Origin of the sequence: Leptonema illini DSM 21528 (assembly GCF_000243335.1) — a bacterium.
Taxonomy (GTDB): domain Bacteria; phylum Spirochaetota; class Leptospiria; order Leptospirales; family Leptonemataceae; genus Leptonema; species Leptonema illini.
Genome location: NZ_JH597773.1, coordinates 2,643,356 through 2,659,946 on the forward strand (window position 1 = coordinate 2,643,356; position 16,591 = coordinate 2,659,946).

Genomic DNA, 16,591 nt, shown 5'->3' on the forward strand with positions numbered 1-16,591 from the left:
GAATCAGGATTTGAGTGCAGCTTCTTCGGAATCGTAGATCTCAAACATATCCATGAGTTCTACGACCTCAAAAACCTTCTTCACAGCGACGGAAAGATTGGTCAGCTTCAGAGCTCTGTTGTTCTCTCGCAGCATGCGCATCAGCGAAACGAAAACGCGCAGGCCCGAAGATGACATATACTCGACATCTTTCAGGTTCAGGATGACGTTATGCCCGGGATTCTCCCGGATGATTTTCTGAAGCGACGCCTCAATTTCGGACGCCATATGTACGTCGATGCGGCCCTTCAGGTAGGCCACCATATTCTCGTTCGCTTCTCTTGTTTCCAGACTCATGCTCATACTCCAGTATGACGTAAACAGGAAAGGAATTCAGATTCCCTCCCAGATATCAACCGATTTTTTTCTCTAAGTATAAATAGTTCATTCCGTCCCGATGTGCGTAATCACAACGGTCCATGAGAGTGCGAATCAGGAAAATGCCAAAACCGCCTTTTCTCGTGCCGCTCAAATTCTCTTCAAGGTCAGGTTTGCGCATGCTGTCAAAGTCATACTGGCTTCCTCCGTCGATGAAAAGCATGGAAACGCCGGTCGTATGGGCACGCAGCACACAGTGAAAACGGGGATCGTCAACGGGCAGATCGGCGAACGAATACGAGACGATGTTCGTCGAAACCTCATCGGCGACAAGCAGCATATCATCAAGATCCTGCCCGGAAATACCGCTCTTTTTAAGATGAGTGGCGACCTCTTCAACAAAAAGCGGAATGCTCTCGAGTCTGGCCGGGAACATCAGCCGCGTCTCGTCGGCCGGACTTCTGTAGCGCGTTGCAAGAAGAGTGAAATCGTCGTACTGCGGTACTCCCCCTGCAAAATTTTGAATTTCCTGATACACTCTGCCTGTGATCTCCGAAAGTGGACGCTCTCTCAATTCACGCAGAATCTCGATGAATCTGTCAAGACCAAATTCTTCATTTCTCGAATTTACGGCCTCTACAACGCCGTCGGTGTAAAGGACGAGCAGATCATCCTCTTCTAACGACAGCTCTTTGCTTTCATAAGAGCTATCGGTGGACGGAATCACGCCGAGCGGAGCGCCGCGACTGCGCAGAATCTCGTAGGTTCCATCGCGATGCATGAGGATCATCTCATTATGCCCCGCCGAGGCGAAGCGCAACAGGCGTCGCTCCGGATCAAACTGGCTCAGGAAAACCGTCACAAACATTCCTGATTCGGACTCTTCATACAATAGATCATTAGAGCGGCGCAGCATGACGGCCGGATCACTTTCGGTGCGAATCATCGTTCGCAGAATAGAACTTGAAACGGCCATAAACAGAGCGGCCGGCAGGGATTTTCCCGAAACGTCGGCGACGAGAGCGGTCAGACGCCCTCCCGGATGCTCCATAAAGAAATCGTAAAAATCGCCGCCCATCGTTCGCGCCATAATCGAACTGGCCGCCACCTCAAGAGAGTCGTGTCGGGGCATCGTCGACGGCAGAATATCGCGCTGCAGTCGCGACGTAATCTCAAGCTCCTTCTCCATCGCCCGCTTATCGATGATCTCTTCGGATAACTTGAAACTGACGTAGCCTTTGACGATTTGCGAAACGGCGGTAACGATGATGCGAAAGTCGTCGGGGTGAAAGCTGCCCTGCGCCGGATCAGAAACGGAAAGCAGGCCGACCGGAGCGTCGTCCTGCCCTTCAATCATGGGGATCAAAATACAGGCGCCGGAGTTATAGCGACTGTTGTCGGAATAAGGCGCAAGATCGGGATGTTCCGAGATATCGCTCACATAAAAAGGTACACGCTTTTCAAGCACATGCCGGGCGACGCGGGGAGCGACATCATCGTCTTCGAATATGGGTAATCCGACGCTTGAGCGGATGCTAAGCTGATCGCTTTTTGCGTCGTATAGCATGATCGAGGCGCGACGAACGCCAAGCTCGTCGGTCAATACGGAAAGCACGCCGTTAAACAGCTCTTCGACAGTACGCGCCTCCACCATCGTCGCCGTCACACGATGCAGACACTTATTCTCACGCAGTCGCCGCTCCAGTTCGCGATTGGTGCTTTCGATGTTATCAATCAGGCGGCGACGCTGTAGAGCAATGGCGACGGAGTCCGAAAAGCTCGAGAATATCTCGAGATCGCCGGGCGAAAAATCAGGTCGGCCCAGCGTATTCACGACTTCGATGACGCCGATGCATTCATCCTCGATTAAAAGAGGACAGGCAAGCAGATTGCGCGTCGTCATTCGCGAAACTTCGTCCACGGAACGATAGACCCTGCCGTCGTTTACGGCATCATTGACGATGATGGGCTTCTTTTCGCGAGCGCATAATCCGACGATGCCCTCCCCTTGAGGAATACGAATTCCTTTCAAGGTCTGATTGCCGGTGATGACGTCGAAGACCATCTCGCCCGTCGTCTCATCAATTAAAAAGAGCGAGGCGCTTTCGGCCCGGATCACATGTACGGCGCTGTAAAGCACCGCTTCGATCATTTCGTCAAGCTGACGCGATGAGTTGATGACGTTTGAGACCTCGAGAACGGCCCGTAAACGGCCGTCCGATTCACGAGCGCGCTGATTGAGATGCGTGTTCTCAAGCAGCATCATCAGGCTGTTCTCCACTTTCAGGTAAACACCATCGCTCAAGAACAGCGCCCCTCTGAGGATCAGCGCGAAAGAAGCGGCGAGAGAACGAGTCAGATAATACTCGTTATCATAGAAATGATCGACGCCCTCCGCCTTCTGTAAAACGATCACGCCGACGTCGCCTTCAGGAATCGTAAGCAAGATGGCGGCCGATGCCCGACCTATCGGACGGCCGCGCAACTCAGCGCCTGCCCGATAGACGGAGCTCGATCGGGTCTTCAAAGTATGCCGGGCAATACGATGACGATCAGGCTCTTTTCTGTCGCCCGAATCGCTTTCGGATTTCGCCAATCCGGGTAACGATGATCCGACTAACTTTCCTTCTCGGTTATAGCGATAGAGAACGCCGATTTCGGCGCCGCCGATGCGAGCCGCTTCTTCGAGAACGACATGCACAAGCCGATCGACGTTTGAAGTCCATTGAAAGATAACCGAGCGACCTTCTGATTTAACGAGGACGGTATTCAATGAAGCGCTCCCTGGATTATGGGGACCATCGCCGCTCCGTCCATCAGATCGATGGGACGATTCGCCGCATACTCCACCGCCGACGGAGCGAACTCGCCGACGGTCATGAAAACACCTTTTGCAGCGTTCTCGGACTTCATGAGATCATGAAACTCCCGAATCTGATTCTCGTTCACCGAACTCATCTCGCGATAAATGCGAACGACCGTATTCTGGACGCGCATCTTCTGCGAGCTCTGATTGTCGGAACAGATGAGGGTTATTGCGACGTCGCTATGCAATTTCGAGCCGTTGATACGCAGCCCCATGTTCTCGGCGATAGAACGGGCGATCGTCTCAAACTGCATGCGGTTGGCGATGAGAAGCTCTTTGATCTGATCATTCGTGCGGAATTCAGCATATTGCCTGAGCTTGGAGGCCACATCGCGATACTTCGCATCGTGACGCTGGATCACCTCCCAGTGCTCGATCGCCGTTCCCACGTCTTTCAAGCGCTCGGCCGAGGCGGCGATGAGATAATGAAACTGCATCCAGATGTCTGAACCGGCTTCGGCCCAGGCCAGCCCGCGTTCCAGCTCGGTCATTGCCTGCGCATAAGAACCCTGATCGATAAACACAAGGCCTCTTGCCAGGATGGAGCGGGTACGCAGCGACTCGTCTCGCTCGGACTTCTCGAAATTCTCAAGGGCCTTTACATGCTCGCCGAGAAAGCGATGGGCCTGCCCCAGATAATAGAGGTTCTCGCGGTCGCCCGGATCAAGCTCGGCTGCCTTTGAAAGAGCCTCTCTCGCGTCCGAGTAGGCGTTCATCCCGAAATAAGTGCGGCCGAGGCCCGACCACGATCCGAAATGACGCGAGTTCAAGGCGACGGCCTGTTTGTAAAATTTCAGCGCATTGGGAAAGACCTTTCCCTTCTGAAAAAGCCGGGCCGCTTCGTAAAAGTGCGCATAGTTTTGCGGATCAAGTTTGGTCAGGATCAGATATTCGTTCTTCGCCTCGGTGTGATTCCCGGCATGACGCAGGCATTCGGCCAGGTGGTTTCTTACCTGTAGCTCGGTTACATCGTCGCGCCATCGCCCGAACTTCAAGATGCGACGGTACTGCAAGATCGCCGTCTGATAGCCGCCCATCTTCTCATGCACGGTTCCGAGCAGAAAATTGACCTTCGGATTTCTTTCATCCTTTTCGAGGATGGCCTCAAGCCGAGACATGGCATCACGAAAACGACCGCGACCGATCAGCTCCTCTATATCTTCGATCTTCCCCTGATTCAGATGCCCGAGCAGAATATAGCCGCCGAGGAACAGGGCGATCAGCAAGAAGACGCCGACGATGACTAAGACGAGAGGATCCACGACCACAACCTTTCCAGTTATTATCGGAAAGCAAGAAGTTTTATCGCAACGACAGCATCCCATAAAACGCGTGATTATGGAGCGGATGCCTGATGCGAAAAAAGGTTGCCTGAGGCATGGCGATCGGAATGCTGGCCGCAATCCGATCGGGGGCGTAGCTCAGTTGGGAGAGCGTTAGAATGGCATTCTAAAGGTCAGGGGTTCGATCCCCCTCGTCTCCATAGGTTTTTCAAGGGATTTTCGGATTATCCTCAAACTCACAATCATCTCTGTACGATAAGAGATTCAACCGACCGGAGAAAGAGCGGTCGATTCTCGTTGCAGTGATTTCCTTTTCGGATCATGTCCGTTCGTAGAATTCTCAAACTTGGCGACCCCCTTCTGCGCCGTCGCTCCGTCGACGTGCCGCTGACCGAGCTGCGCTCTAAAGAGATTAAGAATCTGATTCGCGATCTGCGAGATACGATGAAAGATGCCGGCGGCATCGGGCTTGCCGCTCCGCAGATCGGCGTTCTCAAGCGCGTCGTCATCGTCGGATTCGAAAAAAGCGAGCGCTATCCCGATCAAAAAGGCATAGAAGAACGCGTACTCATCAATCCTGAAATCGAGGCGCTTGATGGGCCCGGCGAGGGCTTCTGGGAAGGATGCCTTTCGATTCCAGGAATGCGAGGCTTCGTCGAGCGTCCGCGCAAAATCAAGCTATCCTTTTACGATACCGACGAGAACAGGCATGAAGAGATCATCGAAGGCTTTGACGCCGTCGTGTATCAGCATGAATGCGATCACCTCGACGGCATGCTCTATGTTGATCGGCTGAAAGACCCGACGATGTTCGGCTTCGAGCCTGAACTGAAAGAAGCCTCCGGAGGGTAACATCATGGCCGTACGTTCGATACTGAGAGCGGGCAATCCGCTTCTGCGCAAACGCTCGCAGGAATTCACCGAAGAAGAAATCCGCTCCCCTGAAACGGCGGCGCTCATCGCCGATATGTTTGATACGATGGAAAAGGCGCATGGCCAGGGCCTCGCTGCGCCGCAGATCGGCGTGCTCAAACGCCTGGTTATCGTAAGACTCTTTCGCGAAGAGGGTTCGGGACGGGATCGTCAGGAAAGCTTTATCGATCGAGTTCTCTTTAATCCGCAGATCGAAATCCTCGAAGGTTCAAAGCTTGGCTCATGGGAGGGATGCCTTTCCGTTCCGGGCATGGCCGGCTATGTAGAACGCAAACGTCGCATCAGACTGACCTTTCTCGATGAGACGGCCAGGAAGCACGAAGAGCTTGTCGAGGGGTATGATGCCGTCGTCTACCAGCATGAATGCGATCATCTTGACGGAGTGCTTTATGTCGATCGTCTTGCCGATCCGCGGCTCTTTGGCTTCGATGAAGACCTTGATGCAAAGGCCTTGAAGGCGATCGTCGCGGGACGATAGAGTGCGAGAAAGCGCGCTTCAAGACAATAACATCGAGAACAATGACGGCGCTCTATCAGGCAATCTCTTCGTCTTCGGGCCCTTTTAACCAGCGTTCGAGCGACAGGATGCTATGATGCCAGAGCTTCTCTCTGGCCGTCTTATCACGCGCGAGATGAGATACCTCAGAGATCCGTCGCTTTACGAAGTACTGGCCCGTAACATCTTTCAACGAGGGTGAAACGCAGAGAAAGACCGGCGTATCGGCGCCCGACTCCACCGCCGCCCCCGTCATACCGAAATTCTCACGCAGAATCTTCGTATTGATCACTCCCGGATGCAGGCTGTTGACGGTAACGCCCGTTCCGTCTAACCTCTCAGCCAGGGCGTTTGCAAACAGGATGTTGAAAAGCTTCGAATTTGCATAGGCCTGAAAGCCGTCATGCCTTGATGCCTCGGGCGATTCCAATTCAAGCCGACCGTTACTGTGCGCTACTGAACTGACGATGACGATGCGCGCACCTGACGACGCTTTAAGAAGATCAAGCAAAAGCATGACCAGAAGAAAGTGCGCATAGTGATTCACAGCAATCGTTCGCTCGAAGCCGTCGCCGGTGAGATGAAAATCTCGCTCAAAGGTTGCGGCGTTCGCAAGCAAAACGTCAAGAGCCTCATGCTTCTCTTTGATCTGACGAGCGAGCGATCGCACTTCGTCCATCGACGAAAGATCGGCTCTGTATAACTCCACGTCGCAATCCGGACTTTCGGCCTGAAGCGACTTCCTCGCCTCTTCAAGCTTTTCCTGATTGCGACCGTGAAGAAGAAGGCGGCTCTTACGCCGGCAGAGCTCTCGCGCCGCGGCCAGGCCGATGCCGTCCGTCGCTCCGGTGATCAGCACGGTGCGGCGCGAAGCTTTCATCGTCCGGCCAGGCTCTCTTCTTCTTTCTCTTTACGCTGTGAAGATTTTTTGGACGCCTTCTCGGTCTTTTTCGCCTTCTCGGCCTTTTCAGATTCGTCGACGACGATGGGCTTGCGCGGCCCCGGATTCGGAGTCTCGGGATGCATCGAGCAGTATTCGTCGTAGGTATGCAGGTTATACTCGTAACCCTGCTCGGCAAGAAAGAGCTGCCTGTTATGTGCGAAGCGCTCCTCGGTCGTATCGCGGGTTACGACCGTATAAAAGAAGGCCATGTTATCTTCGCCTTTCGGACGCAGAACCCGTCCCAGACGCTGCGCCTCTTCCTGACGCGATCCGAAGGTGCCCGACACCTGAATGGCGACGCGAGCATCGGGAAGGTCGATCGAGAAGTTCGCCACACGCGATACGATGAGACAGGGCTCGCGTCCCTCGCGAAACGCTTTATAAAGACGCTCCCTCTCCATCAGCGGAGTATTGCCGGTAATCATCGGCAGATTGAAGTGCTGCGAGATGACGTCGAGCTGCTGCAGATACTGCCCGATAATCAGGATGTTGTTACTGCCGTGCACGCCCATGATCTTTTCGATGGCATCGAGCTTCGCCGGGTTCTCAGATGCGAGGCGGTATTTCTCGCGGTCGTCAGACACCGAGTATTTGAGGCGCAGCTCTTCATCCATCTCAACGCGGATCTCGATACACTTCGCGTTGGCGATCCAGGATCGCTTCTCGAGTTCCTTCCAGGGGACGTCGTATTTCTTAGGGCCGATCAGCGAAAAGACGTCTTCTTCCAGTCCGTCCTCGCGAACAAGCGTCGCCGTCAGACCGAGGCGTCGCTTCGCCTGAAGCTCCGACGTCATACGAAAGACAGGCGCCGGTAAGAGGTGCACTTCGTCATAAACGACAAGGCCCCAGTTGCCCTCGCCGAAGATGTTGTAATGGGTGAAGGCGCCGCCCTTTTTCTTGCGATGTGTGATGATGTTATACGTGGCGATGGTGATCGGCTTGAGCTCTTTCTTCTCGCCCGAGTACTCGCCGATATCATCTTCTGAGATATCGGTCTTATCAAGAATCTCGCTCTTCCACTGTCGAATAGAAAGCGTGTTCGTCACAAGAATCAGCGTATGAGCGCCGACCAGCTGCATCACGCCGATGCCGACGATCGTCTTACCCGCACCGCAGGGAAGAACGATGACGCCCGATCCACCCTGCCGGCTACCGCCTGCATGAAAGACCTCGACGGCCTTGCGCTGATAGTCGCGCATGACGAAGTTCTTACCGGAAAGAGTCGTGCCGCGAAGATTGAAGCCGTAGGCCGCCCCTTCATCATAACCGGCAAGGTCTTCAACGGGATAGCCGATGCGAATCAGCGCCTGCTTGATATGACCGCGATAATCCTTATTAACAAGAATGCGGCCGACCTGTACGTCCTTGATATATTCCTGCACCGAACGATGATGGGCGATCTCATTCAGGAAGGCCTTTTCTTCGGAGGTGATATAAAGCTCACCGTCTTCTTCACGAACAAGCTTCACCTTGCCATAACGCGAGATCTGTTCACGAATCTCGTGCAAGACGTTCTTGGGCACCGGGTACTTCGAAAAATCCTCCAGAGCGCCGACGATGTCATCGGCCGTCATACGGCTGGAGGCGGCATTCCATAGAGAGAGGGCAGAGATACGATAGGTCTGCATGTATTCCGGGCTTTTTTCAAGCTCGGCAAAGCGTGAGATGACGGCCCGACAGTCTTCGAAGCGATCATTGTCGACTTCGAGAAACATGGTCTTGTCGGATTGTACGATAAGCGGATTATTCAAGTCTGGCATGGGTTCCCCTGTGTCTGTACCCGATGCGACGAGACAGCGGTCAAACGAAAAACCACTGTCTGAAAAAAAGCCGCACCGCCGGCTGCCGGGGCAGCCGTTCAGGCCATCATATAAACAAGAGAACGGCAAAAAGGCCGCTTAAAAAAAGCGGCCTGCATGTTCGGGTTTTTCTGCTCGGAGTCTCTTTAAAACCGCCGAATCAGTAAGTCCTCGATCTCTTTCATACAGAATCCTATCGAGAATCCTATTTGTAGATGCGATCGATCTCGGCTTGAAAGTGATCCTTGATGACCGGACGCTTCATTTTCAGGGTCTTCGTCATCTCGGTCTCCAGGTCAAACGGACGGGGCACGATATAGAACGCATCTTTTGGAACGATCTCGAAGCTTTTGAATCCGGCCTCTCTTGTGAGAAGACGTCCGATCTCATTCTGAAAAAGCGCACGCACCGCAAGGTTTTCATTCCAGCGCTCGCGGGAATCAGGAAGCGAGGGCAGATGCTCTTTCAAGCGATCGAAGGCCGGAACGATGAGCGCCGCCGGATACTTCTTATCATCGCCGACGACCATGACCTGATCGATATAATCGCTGATCAAAAGTCGATCTTCGAGAGGCACCGGCTCGAGATTCTCGCCGCTTGCCAGCACGATCGTATCTTTGGCGCGGCCGGCAAATACAAGCTCTCCGCGATGCGTGAGCATCATCAAATCCCCCGTATCAAAGAAGCCGTCTTTATCAAAGACGATATCGTTAAGCTCCGGACGTCGATAATAACCCTTCATCACCTGAACGCTTTTCACCCAGAGCGTGCCTTTTGCTCCGGGAATATGCTTCACATCGACGCCCTGCTCGTTCTTCAGACGAATCTCATAGCCGTCGAGAGGCTTCCCGATCGTTCCCGAAACGGGCCCTTCGATAAGACGGGCCGAGATCACGGCCGACGTTTCGGTCATACCGTATCCCTCGAGTACGCGAAGACCGACGGCTGAGAGAAAGCGATCGACGACGCCAGGAAGGGCGCTGCCCCCGGACAGGGAGACGCGCATCTGCCCGCCCAGCGCTTCGCGGATGCCTTTAAAGATAACCTTCGAAAGAAGCTTCAGAGGCGACAGTAGAAGAAGCACGAAGAATGCCAGCAGCCGACGCAGAAGCGATGCGATCGCATTGGGCTTCTCGATTTGAAGATCGTAGCCGAAGGCGACGGCATGCCAGCGATGCCAGGTTGCTCCGACTGAAAGGAAGAAGTTGAACACCTTCTGTTTAGCAGTCGACTCCTTCTTCACCTTGCCAATGATACCGTTATACACCGACTCCCAGATGCGCGGAACGGACGGAAAGATCGTCGGCTTGAACTCCTTTAAATCTTCTTTTAAGAGAGAGATATCGGTGATCATGAACTGCAATCCCAGGTACAAAAAGGCGTATTCGATGACCTGCTCGAACACATGCCACGGCGGCAGAAGGCTGATCGCCCGATCCCCTTTGCGAGCCTGGAGCCGCGGGATGACGTTTTCCACACAGGCGATCCAGCCCTGCTGCGTTTGCATCGCCCCTTTAGGAGCGCCCGTCGTTCCCGACGTATAGATGATCATACACAGGCTTTCCGGATCAAGCCGCTTCGCCATGTCGGCGACAAGCTGCGCATTCGCCTTCAGCGCCGCCTCTCCTTTTTTTGTAAGGGCGACGAGGCTATCGTCGCCTGTTAGCAGGTTATGGCCTTCATCCTGCATCACGTGAATCGTTTTCAGCGTGGGGATGCGGTCTTTCAGCTTCTCAAGCCGCTCCTTCGTTTTACGATTCTGCACGATGGCTCGCGTACACTCGGCGTGATTTGCGATGTAAAGAATATCATCTTCGGTGACGTCTGTGGCGCGCGGAACGGTGATCGCGCCTGCCGTAATAATCGCCACGTTCGTGAAAAGCCAGTAGCTCGACGGATCGCAGAGAAAGAGCACGCGATCGCCCCGTTTGAGTCCGTCGTCGGCGAGGCCGGCAACAAGGGCGTCGGTCCACTCTTTCCACTCCGGATAGGTGCGCCCCGAAATAGAGCCGTCGCCCATTCGTCTCAGAAATGTGCGATCGGAAGAGTTAACGCTCGCCGCATGTTCGAGCATCTGATAAAAATTCGCTGGTTTCATACAACTCTCCTTGAGTTTCTACCCGGGCTTCTTACCCGGTTTTTCTATACTCTCTTTCTATTTTGAGGCGCTCCAGAGTCTATGCGCCCGTTCTTGATCGGCCGTACATCTCGTCGATCTCCCGTGCGAAATGATCTTTGATAACGGGCCGCTTCATCTTCAATGTGCGCGTCATCTCAGTTTCCAGATCAAATTGTCGCGGCACGATATAAAAGCAATCCTTTGGAATGTGCTCGAATGCCTTGAAGCCTTTGTTGTGATTGATGAGACGACCGAGCTCGCTCTGAAAAAGCGCACGCACAGCCAGGTTTTCGTTCCAGCGTTCCCGGGAATCGGGAAGCGACGGCAGATGTTCTTTCAGACGATCGAAGGCGGGCACGATCAGAGCGCCCAGGGTTTTGCGCTCATCGCCGACGACCATGACCTGATCGATGAACTCGCTTTCAAGCAGATAGTCTTCGATCGGAACGGGCTCGATATTTTCGCCGCCGGCAAGGGCGATCGTATCTTTCGACCGGCCGGCAAACATCAGCTCGCCGCGATGGGTGAGCAGCATCAGGTCGCCCGTATCAAAGAAGCCTTCTTTATCAAAGACGACCTCGTTCAGCTCCGGACGTCTGTAGTATCCGGTCAAGATCTGATCGCTTTTCACCCAGAGCGTTCCTTTCGCTCCGGGAATATGGCTCACATCGTGTCCCTGCTCGTTTTTCAGCCGGATTGTATAACCCCCGATCGGCGTTCCCACCGTTCCGGGCGTCGGGCGGTTACGGTTACGAATCGAGATCACGGCGGACGTTTCAGTCATACCGTAGCCCTCAAGCACGGTCAGACCGATCGCCGAAAGAAAACGATCGACGACGCCGGGCAGTGCGCTGCCCCCCGAAACCGAGAACTTAATCTGCCCGCCCAGCGCCTGCCGGATCGGACGAAAGATAAGCAGGCTCAACCCGCGCAGAGGCCCCATCACCAGAAGCACGCACCACGCCGCCAGCCTCTCGATCATCGATACGATCGTAGCGGGGCGCTCTATTTGAAGCCTGTAGCCGAAGGCTCTTGCCTTCCAGCGATTATATGAAGCGCCGATACTCAGGCCTGCATTGAAGACCGCCTGCTTCAGAGCCGACTCTTTCTTAACTTTTGCGAGGATGCCGTTGTACACCGATTCCCAGATCCGCGGTACTGACGGAAAGATCGTCGGGCGATGCCACTTCAGATCATCGCGCAGACAGGAGATGTCGCTGACCATAAAGGCAAGGCCGAGATAGACGACGGCATATTCGACGCCGCGCTCGAAGGCATGCCAGGGCGGAAGCAGACTCAGGGCGCGATCGCCTTTTTGAAAACCGGTGCGCGGCAGCGTATTCAGAACGGCCGTTATCCATCCCTTCTGGCTGAGCATCACACCTTTCGGAGCGCCTGTCGTGCCTGACGTATAAATGAGCGTTGCAAGCGCCGATCCATCGACGCCGGCAAGCGTGCGCTGTACCAGGTTTGCATCGGCGGCAAGGGCCTTGACTCCGGCTTGCATCACCGAGGCCAGCGTATCGGGGCCCTCAAGCAGGTTGAAGTTCGCGTCTTCCATTACGATGATGCGCTTTATCGTCGGCAGCTTATCGGCAAGGCGACGCAGCTTCTCGGCCGTCTTCACGGTCTGAACAACGGCAAGAGAGGCCTCAGAATGATTGGCGATATACAGGATGTCGTCGTCGGTAACGTCGGTGGCGCGCGGAACGCTCACCGCTCCGACAGAAAGAATCGACGTATCGGTGACGAACCAGTAGCTTGACGGATCGCAGAGCAGTAGCACCCTGTCGCCGCTTTTCAATCCGGAGCTCACCCATCCGGCAATAAGCTGATCGGTCATCGTCTTCAGCTCGGTGTAGGTATAGGAGTGGAAGGAGTTATCTGAACCTGGACGACGACGCAAGAAGGTCGGTCCGTCGGGATTCGCATGAACGCCACTCTCAAGCAGATCGTAGATGATCTGCGGTTTGTTTGTCTCTTCGGGCATGGCGCATCGGATCACCGATTGACATCTGTGTCAACAAAAAGCTGCACCGGAAAAAAATCGCATCAGCGGTTAAAGAGTCCGATTTTCTATTGTAATCTCGGGCGTCACACCGGTTACATTATAGAAGAATCTCAGTTCAGGGTATTTCATGGTCAAGGCAGATCTTCTCGTTTGATCTGCAGTTCAATCTGCGCTGATTCGGCCAGTTCTCGCTTTATCGCAGCCAGCATGTCGGCCGACTCGAAATAAACCTGCGCATGCGCAACGGCCACGACAACGACAGACGGCAAAGGAAGCATAAGAAGGGGCCAGAAAAGATCCCGATTCATCCACATTGCCCGCAACATAAGCAGCCCGACTAACAAGATGCTCAATCCAAAAAGGACGCAGGCTGTAGAGTAGAAAAATAAGCCCATCCCACTCAGTACAAATCGGATATGATATACCGGCCAATCCCCGGTCCAAAAGCCTTCAGGCACAAAATTTTCCCGTAAGTACTTTTTCCTTCGCAATCGAAAGCCTCTTTTATCCTCAGAGACCTGCACTGACGTAAGCGCCTGGAGATAAGGGCCGATCTGACTTATCTTGCCAGACGACCTCGCTGTAAAAGCAAAGCTCCGATGTGGAGTATATCTGCTTTCACTCATGGCCGCGGTCTATCCTCGGGCCTCATAATAAAGTTCTCGTATAGCTCGGGGTCGTAGGCCTTCATGTATTTTTCTGCACAGCTCAGGACGGCCGGCAGAGATCCGTCGTATTCTCTGCGCATCAAGAAGGCCTTCATCTTTCGAAGAGCGTTATTCATCGAATCACGATGCAGGTCTGGCGGAATCTGCAAAAAATAGTATTCGTCGTAGGGGTACTGCTCCATCTCCAGACTCTCAAAATACTGATATTGATCCAGGCGCCCGGGCGATTGCTGCAAGGCCCTGATAAACTGCGCTGTGTCGCCTGCCAGTGCAGATCGATCATGCAGAAGCAGCTTCAGAATCAGGGCATGCCTCCAGACCGCTTCGCGCAGCACCTCGTCGTAGATTCTCTGCAATGCATAACTGCCTGTCGATTCATCAGGAGAAATAAACATGGCAGAGCAGGCATGCTCGACGACCTCAGGATCATAGTGATTGAGCACCTCGTATGCAGAGAGCCGCTCCTCTTTGCGAATCAGGCTGCGCCCGAAAAGCCGCTTTGAATTTTCAATCATCGCCCGTCTGTTTTCTTTGATGAACCGCCCCATCGCTGCCTCTTCCTGATCGTAAAACAATGTGAGGCCCCGGTCCTCAAGCAGGGCGGTTAACGGTCCTCTGCTCTGACCGGCCCCTTCAAGGCCGGCCCAGGCCGCGACGAACAAAAGCGAGATGTTAAAACGGGCGTCGACGGCCGGAAGAACTCTTCTAGCAATCTTTTGGTCTCTGTAAGAATAGGCAGGCATGAGAATCTGTGAACCGTCATCGGATTCCGGCTCATCCATGGCGATCCAGTCCGCAAGCCCGCGCAGGGCCGTCGCCATGAATCGTCTCTTTGCCGCGGCCGGAACCTCGGTCAGATCAGAGCCTTTCTTTACTCGAGGCGCCGATTCGACCGGTGCCTGCTCGGCGCCGCACGATGCCTGTAGCAGTACGATCAGAATCAGGACGAGAGAACGATACATGACATCAGATCTGCATCATAAGAGAGGCCTCTGTCAAATGTTTTTCCCGGCCTGGATGGATGGATGGTAGAAGAGCGCGGGCGTCGCCTGTAAGGCGCACTCAGAAAGGCTTGACAGGCGATCCGCTTCAGCCGTCAGATAAGACGTGCCCTATTTACAGATACTGCCCGTTTCGGGCGCCCGCTTCATCAACCTCTTTCGCCTTCTTGCTCTGATCGGCCTGCTTTCGTATCCGTTTCAAGGCGAGCTGCGCACGCCGACAGAACGATCGACGATTACGCTGACGGACGGTACGAAAATCACGGGCGTCGTCGAAGAGCACCGTCTGCGCGGTACGCTGTGGGGCTATCAGATCCGCAGCGCCGAATTACCTGAAGGGGCCGCTCCGGAATCGCTCAAGGCCCTTGCAGCGGGCGTCTATATCGTCTCGACTGACGATGTGCGCGACATCGAACCGGTCTATATGTATCAGCTGAAAGGCCTGATCACCTTTCCCTTTCGTTTCTTATTGATCTTCAACCTTGTATGGCTTTTGCATCTGCCGGCGCTTCTGCTCTGGCCCGTCTATGAAGCGGCAGGAGCGGCGGCCTGCCTGTTCAACATGATTCACGCCCTGATCACAGAGCAGAATCATCAGGAGCTGACACGCTTCCTGATGCGCGTGCATCTCTTTCGCTGGAAGCTTCTTCTATCTCTGAACGGAGAGCAGCTGCCTCATGTCGATATTCACGGACGCGAAAAGATGAAGCTGCCTCTTCGCTTCACGGCCAGCATCGATTCGGAGTTCTCGCGCATGCAGGTTCTTGCGCGCCTTTCCGTACCGCTTCTGATGTACGCTCTCTTTACAGCCTGGACTGCCGTGGCGGCCATGTTTTCGGGCCCGCTCTTTCTATATATAACGCTCGGCGTGCTGGGCCTTCTGCTGCTGCCCTTTGCGCTTTTTCTGCCAGGCCAGATCCTTCTCTGGATCTTCCTTGCTCTAAAACGATCTGGCCCGGACTGGCTGCTTGAGATCATGTACCGGCCGCAGCGTTTTGTTCTTCATGTCAGTTGCTGGTGGCAGGGGTTAACCTCCGACAGTCGCTCTATTTCGGCCGGAATAAAAAGCGTCCTCAGCGCGGGGAACGGCAACTTTGACCCGGCGCAGAGCCCGAAGATTGAGATGAATCTGCTTGTGCTGCTGCTACTCGTCCTCTTTTCGGGCGGGCTCTATACGTTGATCTGGACCGGACGCACGGCGCGCCTGATGCAGGACGATCCGTTCACGCTCATCCTTGTTTCTCTGGTCGGCGGCCTGCTGCCGCTTTCGTTTATCATGGCGCGCTATTACCGCCGCGGAGAGATCATGCTCAAGACTCCGCCCTCTTTGCTTGTGGAGATCTTGATGATGCTTCCGGGCGTGAATCTGATTCTGGGCCCCTTTGTGATTCAATACGGCCTGAACCTGTTTGCGAAATCGCAGGCAAAGGCGGAGTAAGAGCCCGCTTTAGAGAAACCGCTGTAGCAGTTGTGAAATGATCGGATAGAGTGTTGCCGCCGCCAGCAATCCGGCCAGGAACCAGCGAGTCTGCGCTGTTATCTCTCGATGCAGACCTGCAATTTGCTTTTGCACATCGGCAAAATCTGCTTTCATCTCTGCCCGTAACTCTGCAATCGAAGTCTGAGTTTCAGCTCGTAGCTCGGTCATCTCGACCCGCAACTCCCCTATGGATGCTTGAGTTTCAGCTCGTAGCTCGGCCATCTCCACGCGCAACCCTGCAATCGATGCCCGGGTTTCTGCTCGTAACTCGGTCATCTCGACTCGTAACTCTGCAATCGATGTCTGAGTTTCGGCCCGTAACTCTGCAATCGATGCTTGAGTTTCAGCCTGTAACTCGTTCATCTCAAGCCTGAGGCCTGTAGTTTCGTCTTTCACGGTCTTTTCAAAAGAAAGGGCAGACATCCGGACTACCTCATCTTTCTGTAAAGAGAAGGTAGAAGTGAGGAAGTCAACAAATTTAGTAGCTGCCGGTCCAAAGACTGAGGCGACTTCTTCCGGAAGCTGAATAAAGTGTGGCATAGCGCACCTCCTACCCTGCAGGGGTGCAAAATCGGGCGAATGCAAAAAGATTTTTCGCGCCTTTCGCATTTTTCACGGTTAAGGGTTTCAAAGCC

General features: G+C 54.1%; 13 protein-coding genes and 1 tRNA gene. 4 read left to right on the top strand and 10 right to left on the bottom strand.

Going from position 1 to position 16,591, the window contains the following annotated elements; all coding sequences use genetic code 11:
* Positions 1-3 precede the first annotated feature (3 nt).
* Genes LEPIL_RS12180 through LEPIL_RS12190 form a run of 3 tightly spaced genes read right to left on the bottom strand, consistent with a single transcriptional unit; the run spans position 4 to position 4,485 of the window.
* A complete protein-coding gene (locus LEPIL_RS12180; protein WP_002772817.1) occupies positions 4-336 on the bottom strand; it encodes an STAS domain-containing protein in 333 nt (110 codons plus the stop codon).
* A gap of 55 nt (positions 337-391) precedes the next feature.
* Positions 392-3,130, bottom strand: a complete 2,739-nt coding sequence (locus LEPIL_RS12185; RefSeq protein WP_002772818.1) for a SpoIIE family protein phosphatase — start codon at positions 3,128-3,130, stop codon at positions 392-394.
* Positions 3,127-4,485 carry a tetratricopeptide repeat protein gene (locus LEPIL_RS12190; protein WP_002772819.1) on the bottom strand — a complete coding sequence of 453 codons (1,359 nt, stop codon included), beginning with the start codon at positions 4,483-4,485 and terminating at the stop codon, positions 3,127-3,129. Before LEPIL_RS12190 ends, LEPIL_RS12185 begins: the two co-directional genes overlap by 4 nt.
* 148 nt (positions 4,486-4,633) lie before the next feature.
* Here LEPIL_RS12190 and LEPIL_RS12195 point away from each other — a divergent pair.
* The 3 genes from LEPIL_RS12195 (at position 4,634) to def (LEPIL_RS12205) (ending at position 5,917) form a co-directional block, all read left to right on the top strand.
* Positions 4,634-4,706, top strand: a tRNA-Ala gene (locus LEPIL_RS12195).
* A gap of 121 nt (positions 4,707-4,827) precedes the next feature.
* Complete coding sequence (def, locus tag LEPIL_RS12200) at positions 4,828-5,358, top strand: peptide deformylase (RefSeq protein ID WP_002772820.1); 531 nt, start codon at positions 4,828-4,830, stop codon at positions 5,356-5,358.
* Between the two features lie 4 nt (positions 5,359-5,362).
* On the top strand, positions 5,363-5,917 hold the full coding sequence (def, locus tag LEPIL_RS12205) for a peptide deformylase (RefSeq protein ID WP_002772821.1): 555 nt from the start codon (positions 5,363-5,365) through the stop codon (positions 5,915-5,917).
* A 55-nt stretch (positions 5,918-5,972) separates the two neighbouring features.
* On the opposite strand, the gene LEPIL_RS12210 is transcribed toward def (LEPIL_RS12205), so the two are convergent.
* The 6 genes from LEPIL_RS12210 to LEPIL_RS12235 all read right to left on the bottom strand — a co-directional run bounded on the left by LEPIL_RS12210 (position 5,973) and on the right by LEPIL_RS12235 (position 14,437).
* Complete coding sequence (locus tag LEPIL_RS12210) at positions 5,973-6,815, bottom strand: SDR family oxidoreductase (protein ID WP_002772823.1); 843 nt, start codon at positions 6,813-6,815, stop codon at positions 5,973-5,975.
* Positions 6,812-8,629, bottom strand: coding sequence for a DNA repair helicase XPB (locus tag LEPIL_RS12215; protein ID WP_078123342.1), 1,818 nt, complete (start codon positions 8,627-8,629; stop codon positions 6,812-6,814). The genes LEPIL_RS12210 and LEPIL_RS12215 overlap by 4 nt, the downstream gene beginning before the upstream one ends.
* A 253-nt stretch (positions 8,630-8,882) precedes the next feature.
* Positions 8,883-10,775 (bottom strand): AMP-dependent synthetase/ligase, encoded by a 1,893-nt coding sequence (locus LEPIL_RS12225; protein WP_002772825.1) that lies wholly within the window; start codon positions 10,773-10,775, stop codon positions 8,883-8,885.
* Between the two features lie 79 nt (positions 10,776-10,854).
* Positions 10,855-12,786, bottom strand: a complete 1,932-nt coding sequence (locus LEPIL_RS12230; RefSeq protein ID WP_002772826.1) for an AMP-dependent synthetase/ligase — start codon at positions 12,784-12,786, stop codon at positions 10,855-10,857.
* Positions 12,787-12,938: 152 nt separating this feature from the next.
* Positions 12,939-13,115 carry a hypothetical protein gene (locus LEPIL_RS23480; protein WP_157135070.1) on the bottom strand — a complete coding sequence of 59 codons (177 nt, stop codon included), beginning with the start codon at positions 13,113-13,115 and terminating at the stop codon, positions 12,939-12,941.
* A 314-nt stretch (positions 13,116-13,429) separates the two neighbouring features.
* Entirely contained in the window at positions 13,430-14,437 is a 1,008-nt protein-coding gene (locus LEPIL_RS12235) for a hypothetical protein (protein ID WP_002772830.1), read from the bottom strand.
* A gap of 145 nt (positions 14,438-14,582) precedes the next feature.
* Between LEPIL_RS12235 and LEPIL_RS12240 the strand changes: the two genes are divergently transcribed.
* A complete protein-coding gene (locus tag LEPIL_RS12240; RefSeq protein ID WP_002772831.1) occupies positions 14,583-15,914 on the top strand; it encodes a hypothetical protein in 1,332 nt (443 codons plus the stop codon).
* A gap of 9 nt (positions 15,915-15,923) precedes the next feature.
* Here the strand turns inward: LEPIL_RS12240 and LEPIL_RS12245 are convergent, their stop codons facing one another.
* Complete coding sequence (locus LEPIL_RS12245) at positions 15,924-16,496, bottom strand: LA_3696 family protein (RefSeq protein WP_002772832.1); 573 nt, start codon at positions 16,494-16,496, stop codon at positions 15,924-15,926.
* Positions 16,497-16,591 lie beyond the last annotated feature (95 nt).

Excerpts from the sequence above, each read along its gene's own strand:
- def (WP_002772821.1), top strand. The coding sequence starts at position 5,363 with ATGGCCGTACGTTCGATACTGAGAGCGGGCAATCCGCTTCTGCGCAAA.
- LEPIL_RS12210 (WP_002772823.1), bottom strand. The coding sequence starts at position 6,815 with ATGAAAGCTTCGCGCCGCACCGTGCTGATCACCGGAGCGACGGACGGC.
- LEPIL_RS23480 (WP_157135070.1), bottom strand. The coding sequence starts at position 13,115 with ATGAATCGGGATCTTTTCTGGCCCCTTCTTATGCTTCCTTTGCCGTCT.
- LEPIL_RS12225 (WP_002772825.1), bottom strand. The coding sequence starts at position 10,775 with ATGAAACCAGCGAATTTTTATCAGATGCTCGAACATGCGGCGAGCGTT.
- LEPIL_RS12230 (WP_002772826.1), bottom strand. The coding sequence starts at position 12,786 with ATGCCCGAAGAGACAAACAAACCGCAGATCATCTACGATCTGCTTGAG.
- LEPIL_RS12180 (WP_002772817.1), bottom strand. The coding sequence starts at position 336 with ATGAGTCTGGAAACAAGAGAAGCGAACGAGAATATGGTGGCCTACCTG.
- LEPIL_RS12235 (WP_002772830.1), bottom strand. The coding sequence starts at position 14,437 with ATGTATCGTTCTCTCGTCCTGATTCTGATCGTACTGCTACAGGCATCG.
- def (WP_002772820.1), top strand. The coding sequence starts at position 4,828 with ATGTCCGTTCGTAGAATTCTCAAACTTGGCGACCCCCTTCTGCGCCGT.
- LEPIL_RS12245 (WP_002772832.1), bottom strand. The coding sequence starts at position 16,496 with ATGCCACACTTTATTCAGCTTCCGGAAGAAGTCGCCTCAGTCTTTGGA.